Annotated in this window: 28 protein-coding genes; 21 read left to right on the plus strand and 7 right to left on the minus strand. The window is 55.9% G+C overall.

The window, feature by feature from the left end; all coding sequences use genetic code 11:
* Positions 1-79 precede the first annotated feature (79 nt).
* Entirely contained in the window at positions 80-994 is a 915-nt protein-coding gene (locus AC27KL_RS25465; RefSeq protein ID WP_487171550.1) for a LysR family transcriptional regulator, read from the minus strand.
* Positions 995-1,115: 121 nt separating this feature from the next.
* On the opposite strand from AC27KL_RS25465, the gene AC27KL_RS25470 reads away from it, so the two are divergent.
* From AC27KL_RS25470 to AC27KL_RS25485, 4 genes are all read left to right on the plus strand, one after another.
* Positions 1,116-1,505 (plus strand): tautomerase family protein, encoded by a 390-nt coding sequence (locus AC27KL_RS25470; protein WP_339322410.1) that lies wholly within the window; start codon positions 1,116-1,118, stop codon positions 1,503-1,505.
* 85 nt (positions 1,506-1,590) lie between these two features.
* Positions 1,591-2,331: an SDR family NAD(P)-dependent oxidoreductase gene (locus AC27KL_RS25475; protein ID WP_487171551.1), complete on the plus strand. Its 741-nt coding sequence runs from the start codon at positions 1,591-1,593 to the stop codon at positions 2,329-2,331.
* Between the two features lie 355 nt (positions 2,332-2,686).
* Complete coding sequence (locus tag AC27KL_RS25480) at positions 2,687-2,851, plus strand: DUF1328 domain-containing protein (protein WP_036715957.1); 165 nt, start codon at positions 2,687-2,689, stop codon at positions 2,849-2,851.
* Positions 2,852-3,029: 178 nt separating this feature from the next.
* Positions 3,030-3,170 (plus strand): hypothetical protein, encoded by a 141-nt coding sequence (locus tag AC27KL_RS25485; RefSeq protein ID WP_487171552.1) that lies wholly within the window; start codon positions 3,030-3,032, stop codon positions 3,168-3,170.
* Between the two features lie 89 nt (positions 3,171-3,259).
* On the opposite strand, the gene AC27KL_RS25490 is transcribed toward AC27KL_RS25485, so the two are convergent.
* Positions 3,260-4,459 carry a DUF418 domain-containing protein gene (locus AC27KL_RS25490; RefSeq protein WP_487171553.1) on the minus strand — a complete coding sequence of 400 codons (1,200 nt, stop codon included), beginning with the start codon at positions 4,457-4,459 and terminating at the stop codon, positions 3,260-3,262.
* A gap of 142 nt (positions 4,460-4,601) precedes the next feature.
* Here AC27KL_RS25490 and AC27KL_RS25495 point away from each other — a divergent pair, with 142 nt between their 5' ends.
* From AC27KL_RS25495 to rocF, 10 genes are all read left to right on the plus strand, one after another.
* Positions 4,602-5,318 carry a response regulator transcription factor gene (locus AC27KL_RS25495; RefSeq protein WP_036715670.1) on the plus strand — a complete coding sequence of 239 codons (717 nt, stop codon included), beginning with the start codon at positions 4,602-4,604 and terminating at the stop codon, positions 5,316-5,318.
* Positions 5,315-7,069, plus strand: a complete 1,755-nt coding sequence (locus AC27KL_RS25500) for a sensor histidine kinase (protein ID WP_487171554.1) — start codon at positions 5,315-5,317, stop codon at positions 7,067-7,069. Before AC27KL_RS25495 ends, AC27KL_RS25500 begins: the two co-directional genes overlap by 4 nt.
* Positions 7,070-7,118: 49 nt before the next feature.
* Positions 7,119-7,691: a class I SAM-dependent methyltransferase gene (locus AC27KL_RS25505; protein WP_339322406.1), complete on the plus strand. Its 573-nt coding sequence runs from the start codon at positions 7,119-7,121 to the stop codon at positions 7,689-7,691.
* Between the two features lie 30 nt (positions 7,692-7,721).
* Positions 7,722-8,312 (plus strand): YdeI/OmpD-associated family protein, encoded by a 591-nt coding sequence (locus AC27KL_RS25510; RefSeq protein ID WP_339322405.1) that lies wholly within the window; start codon positions 7,722-7,724, stop codon positions 8,310-8,312.
* Positions 8,313-8,503: 191 nt separating this feature from the next.
* Positions 8,504-9,103 carry a TetR/AcrR family transcriptional regulator gene (locus tag AC27KL_RS25515; RefSeq protein WP_487171555.1) on the plus strand — a complete coding sequence of 200 codons (600 nt, stop codon included), beginning with the start codon at positions 8,504-8,506 and terminating at the stop codon, positions 9,101-9,103.
* Positions 9,090-9,788 (plus strand): YqeB family protein, encoded by a 699-nt coding sequence (locus tag AC27KL_RS25520; RefSeq protein ID WP_487171556.1) that lies wholly within the window; start codon positions 9,090-9,092, stop codon positions 9,786-9,788. The genes AC27KL_RS25515 and AC27KL_RS25520 overlap by 14 nt, the downstream gene beginning before the upstream one ends.
* A 223-nt stretch (positions 9,789-10,011) precedes the next feature.
* Positions 10,012-10,635 (plus strand): hypothetical protein, encoded by a 624-nt coding sequence (locus AC27KL_RS25525; protein ID WP_487171557.1) that lies wholly within the window; start codon positions 10,012-10,014, stop codon positions 10,633-10,635.
* A 135-nt stretch (positions 10,636-10,770) separates the two neighbouring features.
* Positions 10,771-11,097: a thioredoxin family protein gene (locus AC27KL_RS25530; protein WP_339322402.1), complete on the plus strand. Its 327-nt coding sequence runs from the start codon at positions 10,771-10,773 to the stop codon at positions 11,095-11,097.
* Positions 11,098-11,369: 272 nt separating this feature from the next.
* Complete coding sequence (locus tag AC27KL_RS25535; RefSeq protein WP_487171558.1) at positions 11,370-12,575, plus strand: ornithine--oxo-acid transaminase; 1,206 nt, start codon at positions 11,370-11,372, stop codon at positions 12,573-12,575.
* Positions 12,576-12,581: 6 nt separating this feature from the next.
* Positions 12,582-13,481, plus strand: coding sequence for an arginase (rocF, locus tag AC27KL_RS25540; protein ID WP_487171559.1), 900 nt, complete (start codon positions 12,582-12,584; stop codon positions 13,479-13,481).
* A 101-nt stretch (positions 13,482-13,582) separates the two neighbouring features.
* Here the strand turns inward: rocF and AC27KL_RS25545 are convergent, their stop codons facing one another.
* Positions 13,583-13,960, minus strand: a complete 378-nt coding sequence (locus tag AC27KL_RS25545) for a MarR family winged helix-turn-helix transcriptional regulator (protein ID WP_487171560.1) — start codon at positions 13,958-13,960, stop codon at positions 13,583-13,585.
* A 664-nt stretch (positions 13,961-14,624) separates the two neighbouring features.
* Between AC27KL_RS25545 and AC27KL_RS25550 the strand changes: the two genes are divergently transcribed.
* Positions 14,625-15,920: a homocysteine synthase gene (locus AC27KL_RS25550; protein ID WP_212951884.1), complete on the plus strand. Its 1,296-nt coding sequence runs from the start codon at positions 14,625-14,627 to the stop codon at positions 15,918-15,920.
* Positions 15,921-16,006: 86 nt separating this feature from the next.
* Here the strand turns inward: AC27KL_RS25550 and AC27KL_RS25555 are convergent, their stop codons facing one another.
* Complete coding sequence (locus tag AC27KL_RS25555; RefSeq protein ID WP_487171561.1) at positions 16,007-16,324, minus strand: DUF2178 domain-containing protein; 318 nt, start codon at positions 16,322-16,324, stop codon at positions 16,007-16,009.
* Entirely contained in the window at positions 16,317-16,526 is a 210-nt protein-coding gene (locus AC27KL_RS25560) for a helix-turn-helix transcriptional regulator (protein ID WP_487171562.1), read from the minus strand. Before AC27KL_RS25560 ends, AC27KL_RS25555 begins: the two co-directional genes overlap by 8 nt.
* A 195-nt stretch (positions 16,527-16,721) precedes the next feature.
* Here AC27KL_RS25560 and AC27KL_RS25565 point away from each other — a divergent pair, with 195 nt between their 5' ends.
* The 4 genes from AC27KL_RS25565 to AC27KL_RS25580 all read left to right on the plus strand — a co-directional run bounded on the left by AC27KL_RS25565 (position 16,722) and on the right by AC27KL_RS25580 (position 21,681).
* Positions 16,722-17,924: a hypothetical protein gene (locus AC27KL_RS25565; protein WP_487171563.1), complete on the plus strand. Its 1,203-nt coding sequence runs from the start codon at positions 16,722-16,724 to the stop codon at positions 17,922-17,924.
* 305 nt (positions 17,925-18,229) lie between these two features.
* Entirely contained in the window at positions 18,230-20,197 is a 1,968-nt protein-coding gene (locus tag AC27KL_RS25570) for a heavy metal translocating P-type ATPase (protein WP_487171564.1), read from the plus strand.
* Between the two features lie 240 nt (positions 20,198-20,437).
* The gene (trxB, locus tag AC27KL_RS25575) at positions 20,438-21,379 is read left to right on the plus strand and encodes a thioredoxin-disulfide reductase (protein WP_212951883.1); all 942 of its coding nucleotides are present in this window, start codon (positions 20,438-20,440) and stop codon (positions 21,377-21,379) included.
* Positions 21,380-21,444: 65 nt separating this feature from the next.
* On the plus strand, positions 21,445-21,681 hold the full coding sequence (locus AC27KL_RS25580) for a glutaredoxin family protein (protein ID WP_036712815.1): 237 nt from the start codon (positions 21,445-21,447) through the stop codon (positions 21,679-21,681).
* A gap of 206 nt (positions 21,682-21,887) precedes the next feature.
* Here the strand turns inward: AC27KL_RS25580 and AC27KL_RS25585 are convergent, their stop codons facing one another.
* A complete protein-coding gene (locus tag AC27KL_RS25585) occupies positions 21,888-22,091 on the minus strand; it encodes a hypothetical protein (protein WP_373316247.1) in 204 nt (67 codons plus the stop codon).
* 234 nt (positions 22,092-22,325) lie between these two features.
* On the opposite strand from AC27KL_RS25585, the gene AC27KL_RS25590 reads away from it, so the two are divergent.
* On the plus strand, positions 22,326-22,961 hold the full coding sequence (locus AC27KL_RS25590) for a bifunctional 4-hydroxy-2-oxoglutarate aldolase/2-dehydro-3-deoxy-phosphogluconate aldolase (RefSeq protein ID WP_487171565.1): 636 nt from the start codon (positions 22,326-22,328) through the stop codon (positions 22,959-22,961).
* A 148-nt stretch (positions 22,962-23,109) separates the two neighbouring features.
* Entirely contained in the window at positions 23,110-24,255 is a 1,146-nt protein-coding gene (locus AC27KL_RS25595; protein ID WP_339322391.1) for a transglutaminase domain-containing protein, read from the plus strand.
* A 67-nt stretch (positions 24,256-24,322) separates the two neighbouring features.
* Here AC27KL_RS25595 and AC27KL_RS25600 read toward each other — a convergent pair whose 3' ends face one another.
* On the minus strand, positions 24,323-25,786 hold the full coding sequence (locus AC27KL_RS25600) for an amino acid permease (protein WP_339322390.1): 1,464 nt from the start codon (positions 25,784-25,786) through the stop codon (positions 24,323-24,325).
* Positions 25,787-25,862: the final 76 nt, after the last annotated feature.

Genomic DNA, 25,862 nt, shown 5'->3' on the forward strand with positions numbered 1-25,862 from the left:
GGCCAAATTATACGAACATGCCGAAAACCCGGGGCTTGCGCCCCGGGTTTTTCCGTGCAAGTGCATCGGTCGACGTTATTTACGGCTGCGTGCCGACGGCGGAGGAGGCCGCGCTCCGTGCCAGCCCCTCTTTCAGCCAGCCGTACAGCTTGCCCGCAGCGAGGCGCGGCGGGTACTCGGCCGCCTTGCATATGATGCCGCAGGTCAGATCGATCCGGTCTTCCTGCAGCGGCCGGACCGCCGTTCCGTCAGGCTGGGGACATAATACGGACCAGGGGACGAGGGCGCATCCGATGCCGCTTTTGACGTAATATTTCAAGGCCGACATGCTGCCGATCTCGACCGTATCCGGGGGATGCCCGCCCGACTCCTGCATGAGCGTTTCGAGCTTGCGGCGGTACGGGCAGTCGGCCGAGGTGATGAGCAGACGGTGTTTCCGCAAATCGGAAATGGCGATCTCGCGTTTGTTCGTCAGCGGATGATCTTCCGGGAGCAGGACGACGAACCGCTCCGTGAGTACCGGCTCAAAATGCAGATCCGTCCCGAACGGCGGCGGGGAGGATAAGGCCAGATCCAATTCGCCGCGGTGAAGCTGCCGGCATAACGTCTGAGAATTGGCGATCGTCACGGACACGCAAATTTTGGGGTAGTCCCGCAGAAACCCGGCCAGAATGTCCGGCAGCCGGTAGCTGGCGATCGGTTCGACCACGCCGAGCCGTACGTTGCCGGTTTCCCCGAGGGCGAGCCCCGTTATCGTGTCTTGGAGCTGGTCGATGTCCCGAACGATGGGCGCGCTTTGTTCGAGAAAGAGGCGGCCCGCTTCGGTCAGCTCAAACGTTTTGCCCCGTTCGATCAGCCGCGCGCCGAGCTCGGCTTCAAGCTTTTGGATCTGCATCGTCACGGTGGACTGGGCATAATTGAGTTCCTCCGCCGCACGGTTGAAGCCTCCGAGCGCTACGATCCGATGAAAGGTTTTGACGGCTTTAAGATCCATGGTTCCTCCATTTTTATTCAATATTTTTGAATTATGAGTTCATATAATTCAATTATACAGATAGAACGGGATCGGATACAATGATTTTGCCGGCAATACATCATCAAGGAGGCGTTAGAGCATGCCGTTTGTACGCATAGATTTGCATCACGGGAAATCCAAGGAAGAACTGTCCGTGATCAGCCGCTCGATCCACCAGGCCATGGTCGAAACGATCGACGTGCCGGAGGACGATTATTTTCAGGTCATTACCCCGCACCCGCCGGGCGAATTGCTATACGATACGGGATACATGAACATCTCCAGATCGGAGCAGCAAATGTTCGTTCAAATCACGATGAAGGAAGGGCGCCCGCTGCGCAAAAAACAAGCGCTGTATGCCCGCATGACAGAGCTGCTGGAGACGAATGCGGGGGTTCGCCCGCAGGATGTGATGATCATTGTGACGGAAAACACGCAGGAAAACTGGTCGTTTGGCAACGGAGTGGCCCAGCTTGCTCCGGAAGCATGACGTTATAGAGGTCGCGATTGCGGAAGCGTGGAAGCCCCATGCGCTCAAAGGCGCAAACCAATGAAATGAAAGGAGAGGGTTGCAAATGGACTTACGAGGTAAGAAAGCTTTGGTTACCGGCGGCGGCACGGGCATCGGGAGGGCGGTGTCCCTTTTGTTGGCTGAACGAGGGGCGTCCGTGGCCGTCAATTATTCGCGGTCGGCACAAGAAGCGGAGGAGACGGTGCGCATCATTCAGAGCCGGGGAGGGCAGGCTTTTGCCATTCGGGCGGATGTCTCCCGCGAGCCGGAGGTGAAGGCGATGGCAGAAACCGTTGCGCAGCGGTGGGGAACCATCGACCTGCTCGTCAACAACGCCAGCGTGACCCGCCATATTGCGATGGACGACCTGGAAAGCGTCAGCGATGAGGCGTGGGACGAACTGTTCGGGATCAACGTGAAGGGCATGTTTTACTGCGCGCGGGCAGCCGCTCCTTACATGAAAAAGCAGGGGAAAGGGGCCATCGTCAACGTCGGCAGCATCGCGGGCATTACGGGGACGGGGTCGTCGCTTCCCTATGCAGTTTCCAAAGCGGCCGTGCACGGTTTGACCCGTTCCCTCGCCAAGGCGCTTGCGCCGCACATCCGCGTGAACGCCGTCGCTCCCGGCGCCGTGCTGACGAGATGGTGGGAAGGCCGCGAGCGGCAAATGGAGCAGCTGGCGGGCGGCCTGCTGCTGGGGGAAACCGCATCTCCCGAGGACATCGCCCATATGATCTGCGCCGCGCTGGAGCAGGAAGCGCTGACGGGGCAAATCATTACGGTGGACGCGGGGCAATCGATGTAAGGCGGACATGCCGCCTGCCGGTTGCAAACCTTAAATAAGCCTATTCCGCTTGGCATGATCCGGGAGTAGGCTTATTTTTTCATGTGAATAATTTTTTACCTCATGAATCCTATTGAAAGCATTATCCGGCATCCGATGGCGGCTTATCTGACCTTCGCCACGACGCCGTTACGGACTTTGATGCAGCCATGGCGGCGGATGTCAAAACCGTTTTACGACAGGGCTTGTAAATGCGTTTACAAAAAGCATATGACAAAATTCGGAACATGATTATGATCCTTTTTCCGGTTCAATCGGCCGCAGAGCGGTTACAAGTAAGTATCGCACCAAACTTTGATAGAAAAGGGTGATTGATATGTTAGGATGGGCATTTCTATTTTTGATCATAGCCATTGTCGCCGGGATTTTCGGTTTCTTCGGCATCGTGTCGGCGGCCGTCGGCGTCGCGAAGGTTTTGTTCTTCATTTTCCTCATTTTGTTTATCGTTTCGCTGTTTTTCGGACGCGTCAGAAGAAGCTGACGCACGCCTGAAAAGCAAGGCTGGCATGAACAGTATGCATGAAGAAAAAACGGGCGTTCTCCTGGGAAGGAGAGCGCCCGTTTTTTTGCTGCCCCCGCATGCGGTTCGATGGTAACATGGAGCCATGCAGCGCGATTTCTAACCTTTTTCTAATCCCTAATGAGCGGAGGCATGAACCATGCAGGAATTCATCGGCAACTGCCGCGGCTGCGGCAAAGCGATTTATTGCGAGAACGGCTTTTTGAACGGAACGGTGCAGGAGGACCAAACGCTGGAATGCTTTGAATGCCAGGAGCAGCGCCAGGAGTCCGAAGACTGAACGTTCCGCGCCGATTGCCCGTTTATGCCGCTGCACGCTTCGATCTACCTCGTCTCAAGCAGCGGCCATTTCTCTCTCTGTACGTGCTTTTAGGCTTCCACGGCCATCGTTTTGGCCTTTTTGCGCTTGGCTTTTCCGTCCAACGAAAAATACGTCCACATTCTCAGCACCCGCTCCACCGGCCCGGATTTGAACCGTGTCAGGTACCATCCGCTGGCGAACAGCTGCACGCCGTAAATGATGAGCCCCAGCCCGCAGCCGGCGATGACGCCGACCTTGCCGAACCAGCCGAGCCCGTAGCCGTAAAACAGCGTCGTGCAGATGACCGTTTGCATCAGGTAGTTGGTCAAGGAAAGCCTGCCGACGGCTTCAAACCGCTCCATTAAAGGGGAGGGGGCCGACTTCGCGTACCATAAGGAAAAGCCCATGATATATCCGATCGAGAGCGCGAACCCGCCTAGCATTTCCCCGGTGCCCGAACCGATCATTTCCGGGAATAATAGATGGAAGGATTTCATCGCGAGTCCGAGCGGTATAAAAATCAGCATCCCTCTCCGGTACATGCCTTTGTTTTCGTCAGGGTCGGCAAACCATCCCTTTTTGGCGGAATACATCCCCATCAGGAACATCGGCGCTGTCATCAGCGGGGAAAACAGGACCATAACCAGGGCAAACGCGCGGTCGTTGCCGAGCGGATTGGCCGTATTCCGGTCATGTTTGATTTCCGCATAGGAACCTTCGGCGTACAGCGTAACCGTCGATTGAACGTAATTTTCGATCCGGTGGTTCATCGCCTGCATTTCTTTGTCGGCTTTATCTTCGGGCGCCAGTCCGATCAGCCCCGTCACCGTCAGGAATATGATGCTCCACACCATCAGCGTCTTCGGTTTTCGGTTCATAAAGACCAGCAGCAGGAGGCCGATCGCGCCGTAAAACAGCAGGATGTCCCCGTCCCACAAAAACGTGCTGTGGAGAAGGCCCAAGGCGATCAGCATCGCAAAACGCCGCGCCAACGGCCAGCCTGCCTTGCGGTTTTTGGCGTTTAAGCTTTCCTTCATCTTGATCATGCCGAACCCGAACACAAAGGCGAAGATCGGCATAAAGCTGCCTTCGACCAGCACCAGGAGAATGTTGTGCGCGGCCGCGTCGGCGGCCGGAACGTGGAATAGATGCAAGATGTCTTTTCCGAACATTCCGTATTGAAAAATAAGCATGTTGGCAAGCAGGATGCCCAGCAGGCTGAATCCCCGCAAGCCGTCGATCAGACGAACCCTTTTGCGTGTCGTCAACGTTATCACCTCACGACCACAATACCAACCCCCATTAAAGCGAAGCTAAAGGAAACCTTAACGCTGGCTAAAGCCTTCGTTTTTTTTGTTTAGCTGGAATTAAGAACGGTCTGATACAATGCTGTTTGAGGTGGTTTTTTCGATGTATAACGCCAAAATTTTGCTCGTTGACGATGAAAAATCGATCGTTCAGCTCATCGAGATGGTGCTGCGGAAAGAAGGCTTCCGCCACATTTATGCGGCCTATAACGGACAGGAAGCACTGGAGCTGGCTGCCCGCCATTCCTTCGATATTATCCTGCTGGACGTCATGCTGCCGGATCAGACCGGGTTCGAGCTGTGTCCGCAAATCCGGCGGCTGTCCGACGCGCATATCATTTATTTGACGGCCCGGACCTCGGATTTGGACGTGCTTACCGGTTTTGCCACCGGCGGGGACGATTACGTCACCAAGCCTTTTAATCCGCTGGAAATCGCCGCCCGCGTTAAGGCAAGGCTCCGCAGAACGGTGGCCGCCGCCCCCGCGAAAGCCGTGCCGGAGGAATCCCGCGGCAGGTACGATTTCGGGCGGTTCGTTCTGGACGAATATGCAGGAACGCTGATCGTCGGCGGCAAGGAAATGCCGTGCCCGGCTCAGGCGTATCAGCTGCTGCTGTTTTTATGCAAGCATCCCGGCATCGTTTTTTCCAAATCGCAGCTGTATGAGGAAGTATGGGGCATTGACGGGCTGGGGGACGACAACACCGTCATGGTACATATCCGCAAAATCCGCGAGCGGATCGAGGAAGATCCCGGCGATCCCAAGCTTTTGGTCACGGTTCGCGGCCTCGGCTACAAGCTGATGAAGGTGGACGCATGAAGCGGATCCGGACCCGTTTGACGCTGCATTTTACGTACCAGGTTTTGCTGCTGTGGGTGATGATTCTCCTCACCTTGGCGGTTTTGCTTTTGACCTTGATCAGCTACCTCGTGAACCAGGATTTGAAGCGGACGTTTTCGACCAGCGCGCTCGACGGCATCACGACCGAAACCTTTATTGAAAATGACCATGTCAGCATGAATAAGCGCTGGCAAGGTTTGCTGAAGGAACGCGGCTACTGGCTGCAGGTCGTGAATGAATCGGGAAACGTGATTTATGACGTGAATGCAGGTGAGGATTTAAAAACCTCCTACGGAGCGGCGGAGCTGCTGCACATCCAGGAAACGCGGCGTCTCGGTCCCTACCGGGTGGAGACGTTGCTCGAGAGCGAGGCTGACGGGATGCATTCCGTCCTGTATCTGATGGGCTCGAAGGATGCAGGCGCGCAGCGTTTGGAGCAGTGGTTCCGGCAGTTCGGCAGCGGCGGGCGCATCCGTCCGGAAGCGGAGAGCCAGGTCAAGGCGGAGCTGACGGGGGATAAGGATTATTTGCAGGTCGTGAGCCCTTCCGGGCAAATTCTGCAATCGGTCGGACAGGCCGAGGCGAAGAAAAGCAAATACGGCGCGCTGGAGCTTGTGTCCATGCGGGTGGAACCGGGCAAATATCCGGTGGATTTATCGGTATATTTCGACGAAAACTCCGGTTATACCTGGTTGCTCCATCAAGGCAAGCCCGAGAAGGAATTCGTGAAGCAGACGTTTTTCCATGACGTGATCCTCGTGCTCGTGGCGATCGGGGCGGCGGTGCTTGTGCTGACGTTCGGCATTTCCATTTGGCACGGCTACCGCTACGGACAGCCGCTGATGCTGTTTGCGGGCTGGTTCGAGCGCATGAGCCAAGGGCGCTACAGCGAAGCGCTGACCGAAAAGGAGCGCAAAAAAGTATTCCGCAAAAACGGCAAAATCCGCATGCGGTACAGGCTCTACAAAGAGGTGATCGCCGGGTTTTACGACATGGCCACCAAACTCGACGCTTCCCAGCGGGAACGGAAAATGCTCGAGCAGACGCGGGAAGAATGGATGACCGGCATATCCCATGACCTGCGGACGCCGCTGTCGACCATCCAAGGGTACGGCCATTTGCTCGAAAGCGGGCAGTTCGCCTGGAATGAAGCCGAGCTGAAAGAGATGGGCCGCATGATCCGGGAAAAAGGGGATTTTATGCTGGAGCTGCTTCAGGACTTTTCCCTGACGTTCCAGCTGAAAAACAAAGCGATCCAAATTCCGCTGCAGCCGATCGAGCTCAACGAATTCGTCCGCCGTTCGGTGCTCCGTTACGTCAATGACGCCACGGTGGATACCGCTACGTTTTCCTTCGAGGAATGGGACGGCGCTTTGGCGATCCTGGCGAATCCGAAATGGTTCCGGCGGATGCTGGACAATATCCTCACCAATGCCGTCAAGCATAACCCGGAGGGAACGGAGATTACGGTCAGGACCGGAAAGGACGGCGGGCAGGCATGGATCACGGTGGAGGATAACGGCAAAGGGATGGACGAGGAAACGAAGCGCAACCTGTTCGAACGCTATTACCGGGGGACGAGCACGGATGAGACGACCGACGGCGCCGGACTGGGCATGAGCATCGCCCATGCGATCGTGATTGCGCACAAGGGGCAGATTCAGGTGGAGTCCGAGCCTGGGCGGGGAACGACCGTGCGGATGGCATTTCCGTTCATTGAATCCAATTGATGGGAAATGCTAGAATGGACTCACCCGAACATGACAAGGAGGACGACCCATGCATGACAAACGATTCGACCCGACGCTGATCGCAAGACTGGACAATCCCGAACGGCGCAAAAAGCTGCCGCCCGAAGAGCTTCTTGCCCTGCTTGAACTGAAAGGCGGCGAGGATATTTTGGACGTCGGCGCCGGCGCAGGTTACTTTACGTTCCCGGCGGCGGAAAAAACGAGCGGCACCGTGTATGCGCTGGACGCGCAATCCGAGATGCTGGACTATCTGCTGAGCCGATTGGAGGAAAGCGAATTCGATGGCAACATCGAAATCATCCAGGGCGAAGCCGAACAAATCCCGCTCGATGACGAGCAGGTTGACGCCGTCATCTGTTCGATGGTGCTGCATGAAGTGGAGCCGCTTGCGCAAGGGCTGAGCGAGATCCGGCGCGTGCTGAAGCCCGGAGGCAAAGCGCTGTGCATCGAGTGGGAGGTCGCCGATACCGGGAGCGGGCCGCCGCAAGCCCATCGCGTTTCCTCGGCCGATATGGCCCGCATCTTGAAGGAGACCGGTTTTCAGGTATTAAGCACGCGGCCATGGACCGAAGCCTTTTACAGCATCGTATTTCAGAAGTGAAAACGCGTCTACGCAGAAAGGAGCATCCTGATGGCTCAATCCGGAGGACAAGCGGAATGGCCGCTGCTGCTGTGCGCAAACCAGCAGGAATGGGAAGCTTGGCTTGATGCGAATCATCTTGAGTCGCGCGGAGTCAGGCTGCAAATCGCCAAAAAAAACGCGGGGCTAGCCACCGTCAGCTACGCCGAGGCGTTGGAAAGCGCGCTCTGCTACGGATGGATCGACAGCCGCAAGGAGGCGCTCGACGAGCGCAGCTGGGTTCAGCGCTTCGGGCCGAGAGGAAAGGACAGCCTCTGGTCCGAGATCAACCGGGAGAAGGCGGAGCGGCTGATCGCGGAGGGCCGGATGAAGCCGGCCGGACTTCAGGCGATCGAAGCGGCCAAAGCCAGCGGACGCTGGGATTCGGCCTACAAGCCGCAAAGCCGCGGCGGGCTGCCGGCGGAGCTGGAGGCCGCCTTCGCCGAACATCCGCAGGCCAAGGCGTTTTACGACACGTTAAACAGCCAAAACAAGTACGCGATTGCGTTTCGCATCCATAACGCGAAGAAACCCGAAACCCGCGCAAGAAAAGTAGAGGAATTCATCCGCATGCTGGAAAACGGGGAGAAGATTTACCCTTGATTCATGAAGGAGAGGAGCTGCGGCGCGTCCGGGGCTCCTTTTTTTTTCGTGCGGCCCAAGAGCCGTTCGGAGGATTCATGCCATCATTCGCCGCTTTTGGCCAATAGCTGTTTTCTTAAAACAGACTATTGACGCCATCTTTAGGCGCGGATAAAATTTTACCTATCGGTAGGTAAAAAAGGAGGTTCATCATGAAAAAAAGGGAAGTGACCTCGCAGCAGCTGATCGAGGCGGCGACCCTGCTGTTTGCGAAGCACGGCATCGAAAAAACAAGCCTCGCCATGATCGCGGCCGAGGTCGGCATGACGAAACCGTCGATCTACTACCACTTCGCATCGAAAGAAGAACTGGTCGAAAAAGTGTTCGAATTTATGTTCAGCGACTACCGTTTTGAGGCGTATTTTTCCGTGTCCGATTTCAATGAACGGAATTTTGCGGAGAAGCTCTACCAGGGAGGTCTTCGCATGTTTCCGGAGGATGACGGGAATTTGCATGCAGCGATGCGGCTGCTTCACGAGTTCATGCTCACGGCCGGCCGCGGCACTCCTTACGGCGAGCGCGTCGCCCGGATGCAGCAGGCGTTTTTGGACGGCTTTCGCGGGCTGCTGCAGCATGGGGCCGATCTCGGGGCGATTCCGCAGGAAAACGTGGAAGCCAAAGCCTATTTGCTGGCGCTTGCCATCGATAATATGACGAGCTACATGATGATGGGAATCGAGCTGGACTATGAAACCATATGGAAGGAAGCGGTGAACAGCGTGTTCCGAAAAGGGGGAAATGTCATTGCATAACGTGATGGAATTTACGGAATTAGGGCTGACCCGGACCGATAAAACGGTTATTTGGACGTTTTTCCCGGTGGCGGGTGCGGCAGTCGGGTGGTTTCTTCCGAAGCTTGCCCATTGGGCGTTAAAATTGCCGTGGGTCCCTTTCGAGGGCCCGCTCAAATTGGTATCTTCCCTTCAAGGGGGCTGGGTGTCGTTTGCCACGGCTGCGCTCGGAGCCCTGGTCGGAGGATGGATCTCGGTTGTAGCCATGAGGGAAACGCTGCAGATTCGCCTTTCCGATCAAGAGGTCAACCTGCGCATCCGCGGCAAGGAGCGGTCTTTTAAGCACGGGGAAGTGGCCGCCGTATTTGTGGACAACAAGCAGCTCGTTCTGCTGGGGACGGACGGCCAAGTGCTGTACCGGGAAAAACCGGAGACGAAGCGGAAGAAGCTGGCCGAGGCGTTTACCCGGCATGGCTACGATTGGCGGGAGCAAGACCCTTTCGAAGGCGAATATTCGAGATGGGTGCCCGGTTGCCCCGACCTTTCGCCAAGCGCGAACGCGCTTTTTGCGGCGCGGGAGAAAGCGATCGGCAAAGACGAAAAAGAGGACGCGGAGGACTTGCGCCGGGAGCTTTCGAAATTGGGCGTGACGGTTCGCGACGAAGGAAAGCGCCAGTATTGGCGCATGCACGGGCGGAAGCCTTAAACCATGGCATCCAGGTGTCCGGGGGACGAAAAAGGCATTGCGCAGAAGGCCCGTTTTCAGTGGGCCTGTTCCCTTTGGCCGCTAACGCGGGTTATCAGCATAAAGATAACGGCGGCTGAATAAGCTTCTTACGAGCGGAAGGAGCGGCGGATGGGAGCATGCGCCCATACGGGGCGCTGTCTGCGGCTTCCGCTGCTGCATCAGGGCGAAAGGAGCCATGCGTATGCTGTTGAACATGAGTATGCTGATTGTCTTCATTTATACGGTGTTATGCATCATGTACGTCCAGATGAACCGCCATTTGCTCGGAAATATGACCGGCACCGTCGTCGCGATGACGACCGGACTGATGTCCAACTTGACGATCGGCGTCATTCTCGGCATGGTGTTTGCCCCGAATCTGGTGCTGTCGACGGGAATTTCGATCGTCTTTTGCTTTGCGATCGGGTTCATGATCGGCAGGCCGCTCGGACTGCTTGCCGTCGTGGAAGGCATCGGCGGGGGCATCATGGGCGGCGTTCACGGGGCGATGCTGGGGGAAATGATCCCGGTGCGCCAGTGGGACGCCATGCTGTTCATTACGGATGCGATGTACATCGCCGTCACGGCTCTGGTCATTTACCTGATTCAGGACCGCAAGCATCGCGAGGGACAACCCGCGGCGGCCGCCGTCAAGCCGGTCCATACGTCTGCCATAAGTCCCGCTCCCGGAACGCCTGTGCGCTACTCGTTCTGGATGATCTATATCGTCATCCCGGTCGTCGTGTTATGCGTCGCCGCCTGGCTCGGGCACAGCCCCTCCGGATGGGAGACGCCGTCCCCCGGGCACGACATGCATGCGATGTAGCCCTTTTGCAAACCCGGCCATAAAAGGCTAAAATAAGAGAACGGTTCGGGCTGTGACGAAACTCATGGACAGCTCCCGAACGGAAGCTTCTCGGATGAAGCCGCAAAAGACGCTGGGTAAAGGGGATTACAGAACATGGAACGAATTCAAACGCAGCAGCAATACGAAGAATTGATCAACCGCGACAAACTGACCGTCATCAAATACGATGCGACCTGGTGTCCGGATTGCAAGACGCTTGACAAATTCCTGCCTGACATCATGGCGAAACACGCGGACAAAGAGTTTTACGCCATGGACGTGGAGCAGTTCGAGGAGATTACGAGCCAAAACGAAGTGCGCGGCATTCCGAGCCTTCTCGTATATAAAAACGGCGAAAAGCTGGCCCATTTGCACAGCAAATACGCCAAAACGCCGGCCGAGATTTCCGAATATTTGGAGACGCTCGAATCCAAAAAATAACGTTCCGCCCTATGGCGGACGGGCATGACCGAAAAAGCACCGGTCTTCTACCTGCAAGCAAGCGGGGGAAGGCGGTGCTTTTTTTGCTGTTCCCCATCATCTTTCCACCTTGTCCCACCCTGTTCCATCGCTATATGTAAAACTCCTCCCGCCAAAGACGGCGAAGCCGTTTACGCTTGCGTTCTGAAATTCACGAATCATGAAACCGGCTTTCCGCCAATAAGATAGGAACGTAAGCAAGGCGAAAAGATCACATGATGGGATGTGCAGCTATGGCAACAACGGAGCAGGTACTGCAAATGATGGATAGTCACAGCGCAAGCAACTATCTTCCGCTGCCGATCGTGATAACCAAGGCGGAAGGAGTATGGGTAGAGGACGCGGCCGGCCGCCGTTATCTGGATCTGCTGAGCGCGTATTCCGCGCTGAACCATGGACACCGCCACCCTAAAATCATACAGGCGCTTAAGGAGCAGGCGGATAAAGTCACGCTGACTTCAAGGGCGTTTCATAGCGACGCGCTGGCGGCATTCGTGCGGAGGCTGGCGGAAGTCACCCGAAAAGAAAAAATCCTCGCGATGAACACCGGCGCGGAAGCGGTGGAAACCGCCCTCAAGCTGGCGAGGCGCTGGGCGTACAGGGTAAAGGGCGTTCCGGAGAACCGCGCGGAAATCATCGTCTGCGACGGCAATTTTCACGGCCGGACGATCACCGTCACCTCCTTTTCGACGGAAGCGGCGTACAAACGCGATTTCGGCCCCTTCACGCCCGGGTTCAAAAGCATCCCTTACGGCGATTTGGAAGCGCTCCGGGCCGCGATTACGCCGGATACGGCCGCGTTTTTGGTCGAGCCGATACAGGGCGAGGGGGGGATCATCCTTCCTCCGGAAGGCTTTTTGTCCGAGGCGTATGAACTTTGCCGTAAACGGAACGTCCTTTTTATCGCCGACGAGATCCAGACGGGACTCGGCCGGACGGGCAAAACCTTTGCCTGCGATTGGGAGGACGTGGTTCCCGACGTCTATATTCTGGGCAAAGCGCTTGGAGGGGGTATCCTGCCGGTTTCCGCGGTCGCGGCCGACGGGGAGATCATGAACGTGTTCGAGCCCGGCTCGCACGGTTCGACCTTCGGGGGAAATCCGCTTGCGTGCGCGGTCGCGCTTGCGGCGCTGGACGTATTGGAGGAGGAAAAGCTGGCGGAGCGCTCGGAGGCGCTTGGGCGCATGTTTATGAAAAAGCTTACATCGATCTCGCATCCCGATATCGTTTCGGTCCGCGGGCGAGGCCTGCTGATCGGCATGCAGCTGTCGGTGCCTGCCAGACCGTATTGCGAAGCTTTGGCCCGGATCGGCGTGCTGTGCAAGGAAACGCATGAGACGACCATCCGGCTGGCGCCGCCTCTGGTCATTGCCGAGGAAGAACTCGACTTCGCGTTGAGCCGGATCGGGGAGGTATTTGCCAATCAAGGGAGGGCTTGAACCCATATGCCTGAGCAATCCATTTCCATCATCCGGGTGCCGTTCGGGCTCGGCGCAGGCCGGCCCGGCAGCGAACACGGCCCGGACAGCATCATGAAATTCGGACTCGCCAAAAAACTGGCGGGTCTCGGTTACGATGTCGAGGCGGATCGGTCCATCCGCCTGCCGGAGGGCATCCGCTCGCCTGCCGGGACCAAAATGAAACATGTTCAGGAGGTTTTGGCCGTATGCACCCGGCTTGGCGAAGCGGTCTCCGAAGCGGTGGCAGACGGCCGCATTCCGCTTGTTCTGGGCGGCGACCACAGCATTGCCATCGGCTCTTTGGCGGGATTAACCCGGCATTACGGCAACATGGGCGTCATTTGGGTCGATGCGCATTCCGATCTGAATACCGAATCGACGAGCCCGTCGGGGAACATGCACGGCATCTCGCTAGCGGCAGGATTGGGGCTTACGCATTTGAAACTGAAGCAAATCGCCGAAGGCGCCGCCTCCTTAAAAGCGGAGCATTGCGTCATCATCGGCGCGCGCGATTTGGACCGGGACGAGAAGGCGCTTATCCGTTCCTGCGGCCTGACCTGTTTCACGATGCATGAAATCGACCGGCTCGGCATCGAGCAGGTGGTTCGGGAAGCGCTCCGGATTGCGGGCCAGGGGACCGACGGCGTGCATCTCAGCTTCGACATCGACAGCGTCGACCCGATCGAAGCGCCGGGAACGGGGACGCCCGTCCGCGGCGGACTCAGCTACCGCGAGGCTCATTTGCTGCTCGAGCTGCTCAGCGAGTCGGGGGCGGTCACTTCGGCCGACTTCGTGGAGGTGAATCCGCTGCTGGATCGGAACAACCAGACCTCGAAGCTGGCCGTGGAACTGATCGGCTCCTTATTCGGCAGCCGGATCCTGTAAAACCCAAAAACACCATTGGCCGGGGCAGCTTGCCCTCATCGATCCAATGGTGTTTCTTTTTTACATCTGTTTGCGTGCACCCGGCTGCCCGTTGGAACGCCTTATTCGTTTCCCCTGGCAGCTTTCACGGCGTCTCCCCGCTGGTATTCGATCAGTTCGCCCAGCTGGCGGATCGCGACAAGCAGTTCGTGGGTCTCTTCGTTCGTAAAGCGTTCCACCGTTTCAACGATTCGCTCGGCGCTTAAGTCCGTAAGCTGCTTCAGCACCTGCATTCCTTTTTCCGTTATCGTAATGTTGACATAGCGCCGGTCAGTTTCGGAGCGGTTCCGTTCGATCAGCCCTTCATGCACAAGCTTGTCGCAAATCTGCGTGATTGCGCTGGTCGTCAGGCCCGTCACTTTCACGATATCCGTACCGCGCTGGCTGCCGTTATTGTGCAGATATTGCAGAATAAACGCTTCGGTGGTGCTCAACTTCATCTGCCGGACAATCCCCGTGTAATCGATGAGACGAGGTAACCTGTCCATAAGTTCACAATATCGGTCTGCCAATTCTTTAGATGAAGAATGCAAGCTCATCACCCTCCTGCATATAACGGAATAATGGTTTTATAGGTTTTCGGACCGGCTTGTATAGTTGTCATCATGGTAGCCTTTTCATGACCGGACGTCAATATATCAGTAATACGGGAATCGGGCCGATTCGTTGCGCTCGCAGGGAAATATTGCTTTTTTGCCGATATTCGCGGGGCGGGACTTGACAAAGTCAGGGCAAAAGCGCTATTATTTTTTTGCACTATTGAAAGGTAAGCTTATTTAAAATAAGCCCTTACTAATCAAACGATAGAATTATGCATAAAGCTTCATATGGCATGATTCGATATCGGCAACTCTCTCTAATATTCTCAGGGTTCTTTTTTAGAACAGCCGCCTAAGCGGCTGTTTTTTTTTGCATGCAGCCCATGAAACCGATCGCGAAAATCCCGGTCTTTTGGCCGTTTTGGGCCATAAATGAAATAATTCTCATTAATTTAATAGGAATTATCATTTTTTACCTTTTCAAACGCTGGGGAGTATGAGAAAATATAACAAAAAATTGACGCTAATGGCGATTGATTGATGCGAGAAAAGGGAGGATTTTACCATGTCCAACGAACGTCCATTATCTTTTGAAACCTTAGCCGTACATGCAGGGCAAGAGATCGATCCAACGACGCTTTCCCGGGCCGTGCCCCTGTACCAAACGACGTCCTACGGATTCCGCGACAGCGAGCATGCGGCGAATCTGTTCGCGCTCAAGGAATTCGGAAACATTTACACGCGTCTGATGAACCCGACGACCGACGTGTTCGAGCAGCGGGTGGCTGCGCTGGAAGGCGGAGTGGGGGCGCTTGCGACCTCTTCGGGACAGGCGGCCATTACCTTTTCCGTATTGAACATCGCAGGAGCGGGAGACGAAATCGTGTCTTCCTCCACGCTGTACGGCGGGACGTACAACCTGTTTTCGACCACGCTGGCGAAGCTCGGCATCAAGGTGCATTTCGTCGACGCAAGCAATCCGGAAAACTTCCGCGCCGCGATCACGGATAAGACCAAAGCGCTGTACGCGGAGTCGATCGGCAATCCGAAAGGGGATGTGCTGGACATCGAAGCCGTGGCCCAAATCGCCCATGAAAACGGCATTCCGCTCATTATCGACAATACCTTCCCAAGCCCGTATTTGCTTCGTCCGATCGAACACGGCGCGGATGTGGTCGTCCACTCGGCGACGAAATTCATCGGCGGCCACGGCACGTCCATCGGCGGCGTCATCGTCGACGGCGGCAAATTCGACTGGGCGCAAAGCGGCAAATTCCCGGGCCTGACCGAACCGGATCCAAGCTACCACGGCGTCGTTTATACGCAAGCCGTCGGACCGCTGGCATACATCATCAAAGCGCGCGTGCAGCTGCTTCGCGACATGGGCGCGACGATTTCGCCGTTCAACTCCTGGATGCTGCTGCAAGGGCTTGAAACGCTGCATTTGCGTATGGAGCGACACAGCCAAAATGCCCTGAAGGTGGCGCAGTTCCTGGAAAACCACGACGCGGTGGAGTGGGTAAGCTACGCTGGTCTTCCAAGCCATCCTTCGTACGAACTCGCGAAAAAATACCTGCCGAAAGGCCAAGGCGCGATTTTGACGTTTGGCATCAAAGGCGGCAAAGAGGCCGGACGCAAAGTGATCGAAAACGTCAAACTGTTCTCCCACCTCGCCAACGTGGGCGATTCCAAGTCGCTGATCATCCATCCGGCAAGCACGACGCATCAGCAGTTGTCCGAAGAGGAGCAGATTGCGGCCGGCGTCAATCCGGAAATGCTGCGCCTGTCCATCGGCACCGAAGCGATCGACGATATTTTATACGATCTGGAGCAGGCTATCGCCGCCAGTCAGCAATCATAATATAGAGGTTCATAAGGAGGCAACCGCTCGATTTTTCGAGCGGTTTTTTATTGGGCCATTTTGGGCCGGTTGGTGTCGGAACCCTGTCATCCGTTGCGGTTGGCATGGTACACGCTGGAAAAAATATACACGACATTATGCAGGACAAAGACGCCGGTCATCAAAAAAAAGGGTGTTGAAATGCCGTCAAAAACGATAATCAGCGCCCAGGCGACAATCAATAAGAAGGTGGTGACGTTCCAGCCCGCCGCTTTGGCTTGATTCGTAATCCATTGTTGACGTTCGTCAAACAATCGCTTTCTCATTCCGTGCCGCCGATATATCAGCTGCAGAATCAGAGATGCCGCCACCCCCGCCAGAAGTCCGGCGCATCCGATCATCGCGTTTTGAAGCTGATCAGTCAATATTTTCATCTCCTTCGAAAATGAATAAATCCTCCATCCTGCATCCGAAAATTTGAGCCAGCTTATGAGCCAGCACCAGAGAAGGCTTATACTTGTTGTTCTCTAACGAAATGACCGTTTGCCTGGATACGTTCAGGCGGGCGGCGAGTTCCTCCTGTGTCATGTTCCGTGCTGTCCTATTTTCCCGAATTCGCGTTTTCAATCGATTCCCGCCCATCTGAATGTAAAGTTTACTTTACGTAAAGCATACTTAACATTCACTCCTGATGTCAAGTGAAAAAACGACAGAACGCCTGCCCAAATGCCGTATATTTCGCGCCCCCCGCTAATATGGTGTAAGGTAGGGCTCACTGCAAACGGGCTCATTTATCCGGGAAAAGAGGGTGGACTGCCAAACATGAGGAATGGTCGGTGTCAGAATAACTGCTGCCAAAACGGCTCCTGCTCGATGTCTTCTTTTATGGAAGCGATTTATCCTGTTGACAGGCAAAATGACGGCATGTCCCTTCAGGATGAAGGGCAGGCGCGGGCATGCTCCTTGCCGGAGATTGCGTCGCTTGTAGAATTGGTCCGAATCGAGTCCATGACGAAAGAGGAGGCGATCCGCGCCGCCGACCCGTATTCGATCGGGAGCCTTTTGCGCGAAGCCGAGCCTTTTTCAGGAGATCAGGGCGATCTGGGGGCGCCGGAGCTTTTGCTCGGATGGTGCGACGATGCGCGCGGCATGGGCATTTTTGCCGAAGATTGGACGTATCCGCCGGAACAGGCCGAAGCGTTGTCCGGGACCGCTGGTTTGACGCTGCTGCGGGAGGATGATTGGCTTGCGCGCGGCCATTTGAAGGAGATTTACGAAGAGTGGATCATGCAATATGCCGGTCTCAGCGGGCGGCCGCACCCGAGCATCGCCTGGAGGGAACGTCTGCTGTACCGGTGGAAAGGGCATATGGAAACGGTGCTGCATCACTTGGACGAGAGGGTTTTATGCGTCGCGTTGATTTCCGGGCTCGATATTATGAAGGGACATCCGAGAGAAAAGGAAGCCCTTTCCGATTTGAGGGACATCCAGCTGGAAGCGTTATTCAGAGCCGCGCTGGCTTGCCACCGGCAGGGAATGGAGCATCGGATCGAAATTCTCGTTCCCCATACATCCGACCCGGAGGCATGGAACCAAACCCATGAATTGATCGAGCGGGTGGCCGAAGAGACGTTGTGCCATCAACGCCGTGCCGTCTCTTTCAGCATCGGTGCCTTAATGAAGGCGGATACGTCCTGCAGCGCGGCGGCCGACCTTGCTAGAAGCGCGAACCTGCTAGTATTGGATTGCGGCGGGATCGGCGATCCGGAAACGCCATGGCCTGATGATGTCGTCGAACACATCGCCGCGCTTTCGGGAACGATTCGAAAAATAAAGCCGCGCCTCCTGCTGCGCGCGACAGGGCTGCGAAACACGGCCGATTTGCCGGCGGTTTACCGCGCCGGGTTCGCGGAGATCGGCGTTCCGGCGGAGCAGGTTCCCGCTTTCCGTCTGGCTGCGGCGCAGTGGGAAATACAGCAGAGGGCGGGAAGATCCCCAAGCTCCCAGAAGCACCATTCGGGTTAAGGGATGATGAATTCGATACTGCATAAGGTGATTGCCTAAAACGGCATTCCCGTATGCAGTTTTTTTGTCTTTTCGTGAACAATGGGCCAGAATATGGGTTTACTTTTTTGCCGGTCCGGCATATAATGCAAGTATAAAGTTGTATGCAGGAAAAACAATTGTATTAGTGCAAAAATGATTATCATTCTCAATGGGACGGTCCCCGTCCTTCATGAAAACATGCTGCTCCGGCTGGTCTGGAGCAGCATGTGCTGTTTTAAGGGCAGTAATAATGTTTTTCATTCTCAAACAGGAAGGTGATTACGATGGAAAATGTACAAAAAATCGCGGCCAAAGCCATAAAAGAGCTTCCTTCATCCGGCAGCGCCAATGCGCCGAACCCGCACCGCAGAAGACGCATCGATCTTCGGAGCATGCTGCTGAACAAGGAAATGCAGGCGGCCATACTCAGCGGATTGCTTATGATTGGCGGATGGGCGTTCGGCCATGTTTCCGCCGGAATTTCGGTGCTCTTATATATCCTGTCCTATGCGGCCGGGGGGTGGCTGAAAGCGAAGGAAGGCGTCGAAACGCTGATCAAGGAGCGGGAGCTTGACGTGAACCTGCTGATGGTCGCGGCGGCGATGGGTGCCGCAAGCATCGGCTACTGGAACGAAGGCGCGATGCTGATCTTTATATTCGCCTTAAGCGGCGCGCTGGAAAGTTACACGATGGAACGGAGCCGGAAGGATATCTCTTCCTTGATGGCGCTCAAACCCGAGATGGCGCTTCGGATCGAAGACGGCAGGATGGCCCTGGTTTCGATCGATGAGCTGAAGGTGAGCGACCTGATTTTGGTGAAACCCGGCGAGCTCATTCCTGCGGATGGCATCATTCAGAAAGGGAGCTCGGCCGTCAACCAGGCCTCCATCACCGGCGAATCGGTGCCCGTCGACAAAGCCGAAGGCGACGAGGTGTTTGCCGGAACGCTGAACGGGGAGGGCGTGCTGTATATTGAAGTGACGCAAACCTCGGATGCGACCGTCTTCGCAAAAATCATCCGTCTGGTGGAAGAAGCAGAAAACGAGGTTCCGCAATCGGAACGGTTCATGCAGCGTTTTGAAGGCATTTACGCACGGATCGTCGTGGCGGCCACGCTTGTCATCATTTTTGGGGCGCCGTTCGTCCTTGGCTGGAGTTTCGGGATGTCTTTCTATAAAGCCATGGTTTTCCTGGTCGTCGCCTCGCCTTGCGCGCTTGTCGCTTCGATTATGCCGGCCCTGCTGTCGGCGATCTCCAACCGGGCCCGCCGCGGCATCCTGTTCAAAGGCGGAGCGCACATGGAAAACATGGCGCTGACCTCCGTCGTTGCCTTCGATAAAACCGGCACGCTGACGGCCGGAGAGCCTCAGGTCACGGACTTGATTGCAGCGGAAGGGTATGACCGCCTGGACCTGCTGGCCGCCATCGCATCGGTGGAACAGCTGTCCGAGCATCCGCTCGCCAAAGCGATCGTTCGCCAAGCCGAAATCGAGGGCGTCGAGACGCTCCCGGCCGAGTCGGTCACTTCGGTGACGGGCTGGGGGATGGAGGGCATCGTGGCGGGCAAAACCTGGCGGATCGGCAAAACCGACGTGCTGGATCGTTTGGACGACCGCGCGGAAGCGGAGCGTTGGAAACGGCAGCGGAGCATCCTGGGCGGCGAAGGCAAAACCGTGTCGGTCGTTATGGACGGAGAGCGGGTAGCCGGACTTGTCGCTTTGCAGGACGTGGTGCGTCCTCAGGCCATCGCCGCGGTCCGCAAGCTTCAGGCGATCGGCGTGAAGGTCGCGATGCTGACCGGCGACCGCGGCGAAACGGCGCAGGTGATCGGCCGGCAAATCGGCGTCGACCTGATTTATTCCGACCTGCTTCCGGAAGAAAAGGTGAAATACGTGAAACAGCTGCGCGAGGAACACGGCCATGTCGTGATGGTCGGCGACGGCGTCAACGATGCGCCGGCGCTGGCCACAGCGACCGTCGGCATGGGGATGGGCATGAGCGGCAGCGGCACGGCGCTGGAGGTGGCCGACGTCGTCCTCATGAACGACAACATCGAGGAAATTGCCGGGACGATCAAGCTTGCCCGCCGCGCGCGCCGGATCGTCAAGCAAAACATGGTATTTGCCATCTCCGTCATCGTGCTGCTGATGGCCGGAAATTTCGTGACGGGCATTGCGCTTCCGCTCGGCGTGGTCGGGCATGAAGGGAGCACGATTCTGGTCATTTTGAACGCGCTGCGTTTGTTGAGATAAATGTCGGAAATTCCCGCATAATGAGCTCCCGGGCCGTCTGGCCGGGAGTTTTCCCTTTAAATAAAGGTTAACAATCGGTTTGAACCCATGTATACTAGTTCTATTGACATTCGTGTCCATTTATATGATAATAATTATCAAATAATAATCATTTTAATTAGTACACTACAAGTGATCCTGGTAACGTCCCGCTGTGAAGCGGACTACTTTCCGGGCACTGCAAGCTTGGAGGGAATCTTTATGTATAAATCCGTAATTATCGGTACAGGACCTGCAGGTTTGACCGCAGCCATCTATTTGGCGCGCGCCAACCTGAACCCGCTCATCATCGAAGGACCGCAGCCTGGCGGCCAGCTCACGACGACGACCGAAGTCGAGAACTTCCCGGGTTTTCCCGACGGCATCATGGGACCCGAATTGATGGATAACATGCGCAAGCAAGCCGAACGTTTCGGCGCGGAATTCCGCACGGGATGGGTCAACGGCGTGGAGCTGGGCGGACGCCCGTTCAAACTTGACGTGGAAGGCATCGGCCAAATCGAAACCGAAACGCTGATCATTTCGACCGGCGCGACGGCCAAATATTTGGGCATTCCGGGCGAGCAGGAAAACGTCGGACGCGGCGTCAGCACTTGCGCAACCTGCGACGGCTTCTTCTTCCGCGGCAAAGAAATCGTGGTTGTCGGCGGCGGCGATTCGGCGCTGGAGGAAGCAGGTTTCTTGACGCGTTTCGCATCGAAAGTGACGCTGGTTCACCGTCGCAACGAGCTGCGCGGCTCGAAAATCATGCAGGACCGCGTGCGCAGCAACGAGAAAGTGGAATGGGCGCTCAACCGCACCCCGATCGAGGTTGTCGCCGACGAGCGCGGCGTGCAAGGCTTGAAAGTGCGCAATAACGACACCGGCGAAGAAGAATTGATCGAAGCAAGCGGCGTATTCGTCGCGATCGGCCACCATCCGAACACGGGCTTCCTTGGCGGACAAATCACGACCGATGCCAACGGATATATCGTGGTGCAGCCGGGTACTTCCGAAACGAACATTCCGGGCGTATTCGCCTGCGGCGACGTGCAGGATACCCGCTACAGACAAGCGATCACGGCAGCCGGCAGCGGCTGCATGGCAGCGATGGATTGCGAAAAATACATCGAAAGCCTGGAGCATCATACCGCCGTTCTTTAATGGCTTGAAATATTCAGTACGTGATGGATTTTTATATTCAGATTTGACGACGAGGTGACATTTCCATGGAAAAAGCAATCGTATATACCAGCACTAACTGCCCGCACTGCCGTCAGGTGAAAAGCTATTTGGCGGAAAAAGGCGTGGAATACGAAGAACGCAACATCGAGCAAAGCGATGAATTCGCCCAGCAGGTATGGGACATGGGCATGCGTGCCGTTCCGGTTACCGTCATCGGCGAGCACCGCATTCTCGGCATGAACAAACTGCAGTTCGAAAAGGCTTTGAACGGGCAGGCGTAACGTTCGGCAACATCAGACCTTTCATCCGTAGAGCAGTCTATGGGTGAAAGGTCTTTTTAGATGAACGGCACAAAGGATCCCGCAATAAAAAAAAGGGAGTCGCGTTTGGTTCGAAAACCAGCGCGAGTCCCTTTTTCTTAAAGCCATATTTCGTTCGACCGGACCGGAATAACGTCCGCGGCCAAACGTTCAAAAAGCGAGCGCATTCAAAATAAAAATTTCATGACGATCTGAAAAACAAGGTAAACCGCCACGCCGGCCGCGATCAGCAGCAGCCCGGCTTTTTTCTTCCCCTGGAAAAACCGGAGGATCGCCAAGCTGAAAAGAGGCGCAATGATGATCAGAAACAGCAACACGGTCACGAACACTTCGGCCGATATATTGGAAGTATCCACGTAAGTCACGGACATTCGCTCCATTCATCGATATGGATCAAGCTGAACAACATACAACCCGGATTTTTGCAAAATCCTCAACATTTCTATTATACCGGAATTTGCCGGAGATTTCCGCTACAAACGGCCGATAAATGTTGCGATTTTCCGACCGTTGACGTCTTTTGGATTTTCTCGCCTACAGAAGGGAAACCGCCTCAAGCCTGCGAATTATGTTTAATAGAGAAGAGGATAGGGGGCAAGCACGACATGAAATTACTTAACGAGCTTTTATCTTCCCGGCTGGTGGCCATCGTCAGGGGAATTACGCGGGACGAGGCAAGGGCGGCGGGGGCCGGCCTCGCCGCCGGCGGGGTAAAGCTGATGGAAGTGACGATGAATACGGAAGGGGCGCTGGATATCATCCACGATTGGCGCTCGTTATATAACGGCCAAGCTCGCATTGGGGCGGGGACGGTGCTGAACGTGAAGATGGCCAAGGAAGCGGTATCGGCCGGAGCGGAATTTTTGATCTCTCCCAACGTGGATTTGAACGTCATCCGGTATGCGCTCGAGCAGGGGATCGACATTTGGCCGGGAGCGATGACCCCGACCGAAATCGTTACCGCCTTTTACGCGGGGGCCGAGGCCGTAAAGCTATTTCCGATGGCCAGCCTGGGTCTCGGATATTTGCGCGAAATCCGCGCTCCGTTGAACCATATTCCGTTGATCGTGACCGGCGGGGTGTCGCTCCAAAATATCGCGGAATATTATGAGGCAGGCGCCAGCGCGGTCGGCATCGGAAGCTCGCTGCTGCCGAAAGACGCCTTGGCGGCGGGAGACGCGAACCGGATCGCCGAAAGCGCAAGGGCCTTCGTGCAGGCAGCGTTTAAGCCGAATCCGTGAATGACGGATAACCTGATGCGGGCAAAAGATCAGCCCAATACGCAGTCATATATGTTCCATCATAGGAATAGAGTCAATTCGGAGGGCTAAAAAGCGGCTCGTTGTTACCCGGACAAATATGCCTATTGTAGAGAAGGGAGGGGACTGTATGAGATGGAAGCGGGGATCGGCGGCCAAAATGCTGCTGACCGGCACGCTCATCGCAGCGGTAATACCCCTTTGTATCGATTGGGAGATGGTTTATGCATCCTCGACGACATCAGGCGCCAGCGTGGTCAAAACCGACCAGGAGCTGCAAAACACGCTGCTGCGCGCGATGAATCAACGGCTCGGGCAAATTCAATTTGTTTACCAAGGGAAAACGAATCAGCTCAAGGGGCAGCTGAAACAGGCGCTCGAAGAGGCGCTTGAAAGCGATCCGTATATGAACTATACCATCGAAAGTTACGGTTATTCTTACAGCGGCAGCTCGAAGTCGGCGAACGTGAGCGTTCAATTGAGCTACCGGGAAACGGCGGCCCAAACGGCATATGTCTCCCGGCAGGTCCGGAGCATTTTGGGCGATATTATCAAGCCGGGGATGAACGACCACGAGAAAATCAAGGCGATCCATGACTGGATCGTGCTTCATTTGAAATACGACGAAACGCTGCAGAAATATACGGCTTACGACGGACTGAGCTCTGGCAGCACGGTTTGCCAGGGATACTCCCTGCTAGCTTATAAGATGCTGAAGGATGCGGGCATCACGAACCGGATCGTAGAGGGGACGGCCACGCCGCGGAATACGGGGATGAGCCAGCTTCATGCGTGGAACCTCGTCTTGCTGGACGGGAAATGGTACCATCTCGACACGACTTGGGACGACCCGGCGCCGGACAGGAAGGGAGAGATCGGATTCGGATATTATCTTCGCACCGACGCGCAGATGAAAAAGGACCACGCCTGGACGAAAAGTTATCCGGCCGCGAATACGCCGTACCGGGATACGCTCAAGCAGCTGATCAGGCAGAACGACAGCCGCAAAGGCTTCTACAAGAAGCTGGAGCGGGACCTGGAATACCAGCTTTACGATCCGTCGCAGATCGTCAGCTCCAGCGCCCAACTGAGGTCCAAAGCGCAGGCCGTGATCAAGCAGGGGGGACGCTCGCTGTTGTTCCGTTATCACGGAAGCAAGGAGGCTTTGGTGGATGATCTGCAGGATCTGTACCGGCTTGGCGTCAATTCCATCTCATACGTGGAAAGCGAGCTGGACGAAACGGAGGACTTGCGGGTATACGTGACCTGGAAATAGCATACGTTAAAAAAAGATCCCTCCCGGACTGCATGCAGCAGAAGCGGAAGGGATCTTTCTTGTTTCATTATCGGTTCGCCCGTTCGTGCATCGTCAAATCGCATTCCTTCAGCGGAATCAATTTGCTGCCTTTGACCCATTTGTATCCGAGCCAAATAACGATAAACAAAGGGACGCTGACGTAGGATACCAACAAACCGTACCAGTCGATTTTCGAACCGGTGAAGGCGCCCGTATTTTGGCCGGCAATGGCGACGATGCACAGGAAAAAGGCAAATATCGGGCCGAACGGGAACCATTTGGCGCGGTAAGGCAGCTCGTCGAGAGAATGCCCCTGCGCGATGAAGGCGCGGCGGAACCGGTAATGGCATACGGCGATGCCGAGCCAGTTAATGAATCCGCACATGCCTGAGGCGTTCAGCAGCCAGTTGTACACGACGCCGTCCCCGAACAGGGAGGCCAGGAAAGCCAGCATGCCGATCAGTCCGGTCATGATCAGCGCATTGATCGGAACGCCGCGGCTGCTCAGCTTGCCGAATATTTTCGGCGCGAGCCCGTCTTTGGCCATCGCGTACAACACGCGGGTCGAAGAGTACATGCCGGAGTTGCCTGCGGAAAGCACGGAGCTCAGGATGACCGCGTTCATGACGGAAGCGGCGAAGGCGAGCCCGGCTTTTTCGAATACCAGCGTGAACGGACTGACGCCGATGTTGTTCAAGTCGGTTTTCAGCAGGTTCGGGTTCGTGTAAGGGATCAAAAATCCGATGACCACAATCGCCAAAATATAAAACAGCAGAATGCGCCAAAAGACTTGGCGGATGGCCCGCGGCACGTTGCGCCGCGGGTCTTCGCTTTCTCCCGCCGCGACCCCGATCAGTTCGGTGCCCTGGAACGAGAAGCCTGCGGCCATGAACACGCCGATAAAGGCGAAAAATCCGCCATGGAACGGGCTGCCGCCCAGATTGAAATTGCTGAAGCCGACGGGTTTGCCGCCGAAAATGCCGAAGATCATCATGACGCCGAGCACCAGAAACAGGATGACCGTGGCAACCTTGATAATCGCAAACCAATATTCCGATTCGCCGTAACCCTTCGCGGATAACGCGTTGAGGGCGAACATAAGCGCCAGGAACAAAAAGCTCCAAAGAAGCGACGGGGAATTCGGGAACCAGTATTTAATAATGACGGTGGCTGCGGAAAGTTCGGCCGCAATCGTGACCGCCCAGTTATACCAAAAGTTCCAGCCGACCGCAAAACCGAAAGCGGGACTGACGAAACGGCTGCCGTACGTGCTGAACGAGCCGGAGTCGGGCATGTAGGTCGCCAGTTCCCCAAGGCTTGTCATCAAAAAATAAACCATAAGTCCGATCGCGGCATAAGCCAGGATGGCTCCGCCGGGACCGGCCGAAGATATCGCGCTCCCGCTGGCAAGAAAAAGTCCGGTGCCGATCGAACCGCCGAGGGCGATCATCGTCATGTGGCGGGCTTTCAAGCTTTGCCTTAGGGAATTCGCAGGTTGTTTGCTGCTCATGAGTGTAAAACTTCCCTTCTGTATGATTTCGTTATGATCATGGAAGGGGATAAACCAGCCCAAAAAGCCCGCAGGG

The sequence above is a fragment of the Paenibacillus sp. YAE3 genome (genome assembly GCF_057546105.1).

Coding starts and splice junctions, on each gene's coding strand:
- AC27KL_RS25480 (WP_036715957.1), top strand. CDS start 2,687: ATGTTAGGATGGGCATTTCTATTTTTGATCATAGCCATTGTCGCCGGG.
- AC27KL_RS25470 (WP_339322410.1), top strand. CDS start 1,116: ATGCCGTTTGTACGCATAGATTTGCATCACGGGAAATCCAAGGAAGAA.
- AC27KL_RS25590 (WP_487171565.1), top strand. CDS start 22,326: ATGAAATTACTTAACGAGCTTTTATCTTCCCGGCTGGTGGCCATCGTC.
- AC27KL_RS25565 (WP_487171563.1), top strand. CDS start 16,722: ATGAGGAATGGTCGGTGTCAGAATAACTGCTGCCAAAACGGCTCCTGC.
- AC27KL_RS25595 (WP_339322391.1), top strand. CDS start 23,110: ATGAGATGGAAGCGGGGATCGGCGGCCAAAATGCTGCTGACCGGCACG.
- AC27KL_RS25525 (WP_487171557.1), top strand. CDS start 10,012: ATGCTGTTGAACATGAGTATGCTGATTGTCTTCATTTATACGGTGTTA.
- AC27KL_RS25580 (WP_036712815.1), top strand. CDS start 21,445: ATGGAAAAAGCAATCGTATATACCAGCACTAACTGCCCGCACTGCCGT.
- AC27KL_RS25505 (WP_339322406.1), top strand. CDS start 7,119: ATGCATGACAAACGATTCGACCCGACGCTGATCGCAAGACTGGACAAT.
- AC27KL_RS25495 (WP_036715670.1), top strand. CDS start 4,602: ATGTATAACGCCAAAATTTTGCTCGTTGACGATGAAAAATCGATCGTT.
- AC27KL_RS25475 (WP_487171551.1), top strand. CDS start 1,591: ATGGACTTACGAGGTAAGAAAGCTTTGGTTACCGGCGGCGGCACGGGC.
- AC27KL_RS25570 (WP_487171564.1), top strand. CDS start 18,230: ATGGAAAATGTACAAAAAATCGCGGCCAAAGCCATAAAAGAGCTTCCT.
- AC27KL_RS25510 (WP_339322405.1), top strand. CDS start 7,722: ATGGCTCAATCCGGAGGACAAGCGGAATGGCCGCTGCTGCTGTGCGCA.
- AC27KL_RS25500 (WP_487171554.1), top strand. CDS start 5,315: ATGAAGCGGATCCGGACCCGTTTGACGCTGCATTTTACGTACCAGGTT.
- AC27KL_RS25485 (WP_487171552.1), top strand. CDS start 3,030: ATGCAGGAATTCATCGGCAACTGCCGCGGCTGCGGCAAAGCGATTTAT.
- trxB (WP_212951883.1), top strand. CDS start 20,438: ATGTATAAATCCGTAATTATCGGTACAGGACCTGCAGGTTTGACCGCA.
- AC27KL_RS25550 (WP_212951884.1), top strand. CDS start 14,625: ATGTCCAACGAACGTCCATTATCTTTTGAAACCTTAGCCGTACATGCA.
- AC27KL_RS25515 (WP_487171555.1), top strand. CDS start 8,504: ATGAAAAAAAGGGAAGTGACCTCGCAGCAGCTGATCGAGGCGGCGACC.
- AC27KL_RS25530 (WP_339322402.1), top strand. CDS start 10,771: ATGGAACGAATTCAAACGCAGCAGCAATACGAAGAATTGATCAACCGC.
- AC27KL_RS25465 (WP_487171550.1), bottom strand. CDS start 994: ATGGATCTTAAAGCCGTCAAAACCTTTCATCGGATCGTAGCGCTCGGA.
- AC27KL_RS25545 (WP_487171560.1), bottom strand. CDS start 13,960: ATGAAGTTGAGCACCACCGAAGCGTTTATTCTGCAATATCTGCACAAT.
- rocF (WP_487171559.1), top strand. CDS start 12,582: ATGCCTGAGCAATCCATTTCCATCATCCGGGTGCCGTTCGGGCTCGGC.
- AC27KL_RS25520 (WP_487171556.1), top strand. CDS start 9,090: ATGTCATTGCATAACGTGATGGAATTTACGGAATTAGGGCTGACCCGG.
- AC27KL_RS25535 (WP_487171558.1), top strand. CDS start 11,370: ATGGCAACAACGGAGCAGGTACTGCAAATGATGGATAGTCACAGCGCA.
- AC27KL_RS25600 (WP_339322390.1), bottom strand. CDS start 25,786: ATGAGCAGCAAACAACCTGCGAATTCCCTAAGGCAAAGCTTGAAAGCC.
- AC27KL_RS25585 (WP_373316247.1), bottom strand. CDS start 22,091: ATGTCCGTGACTTACGTGGATACTTCCAATATATCGGCCGAAGTGTTC.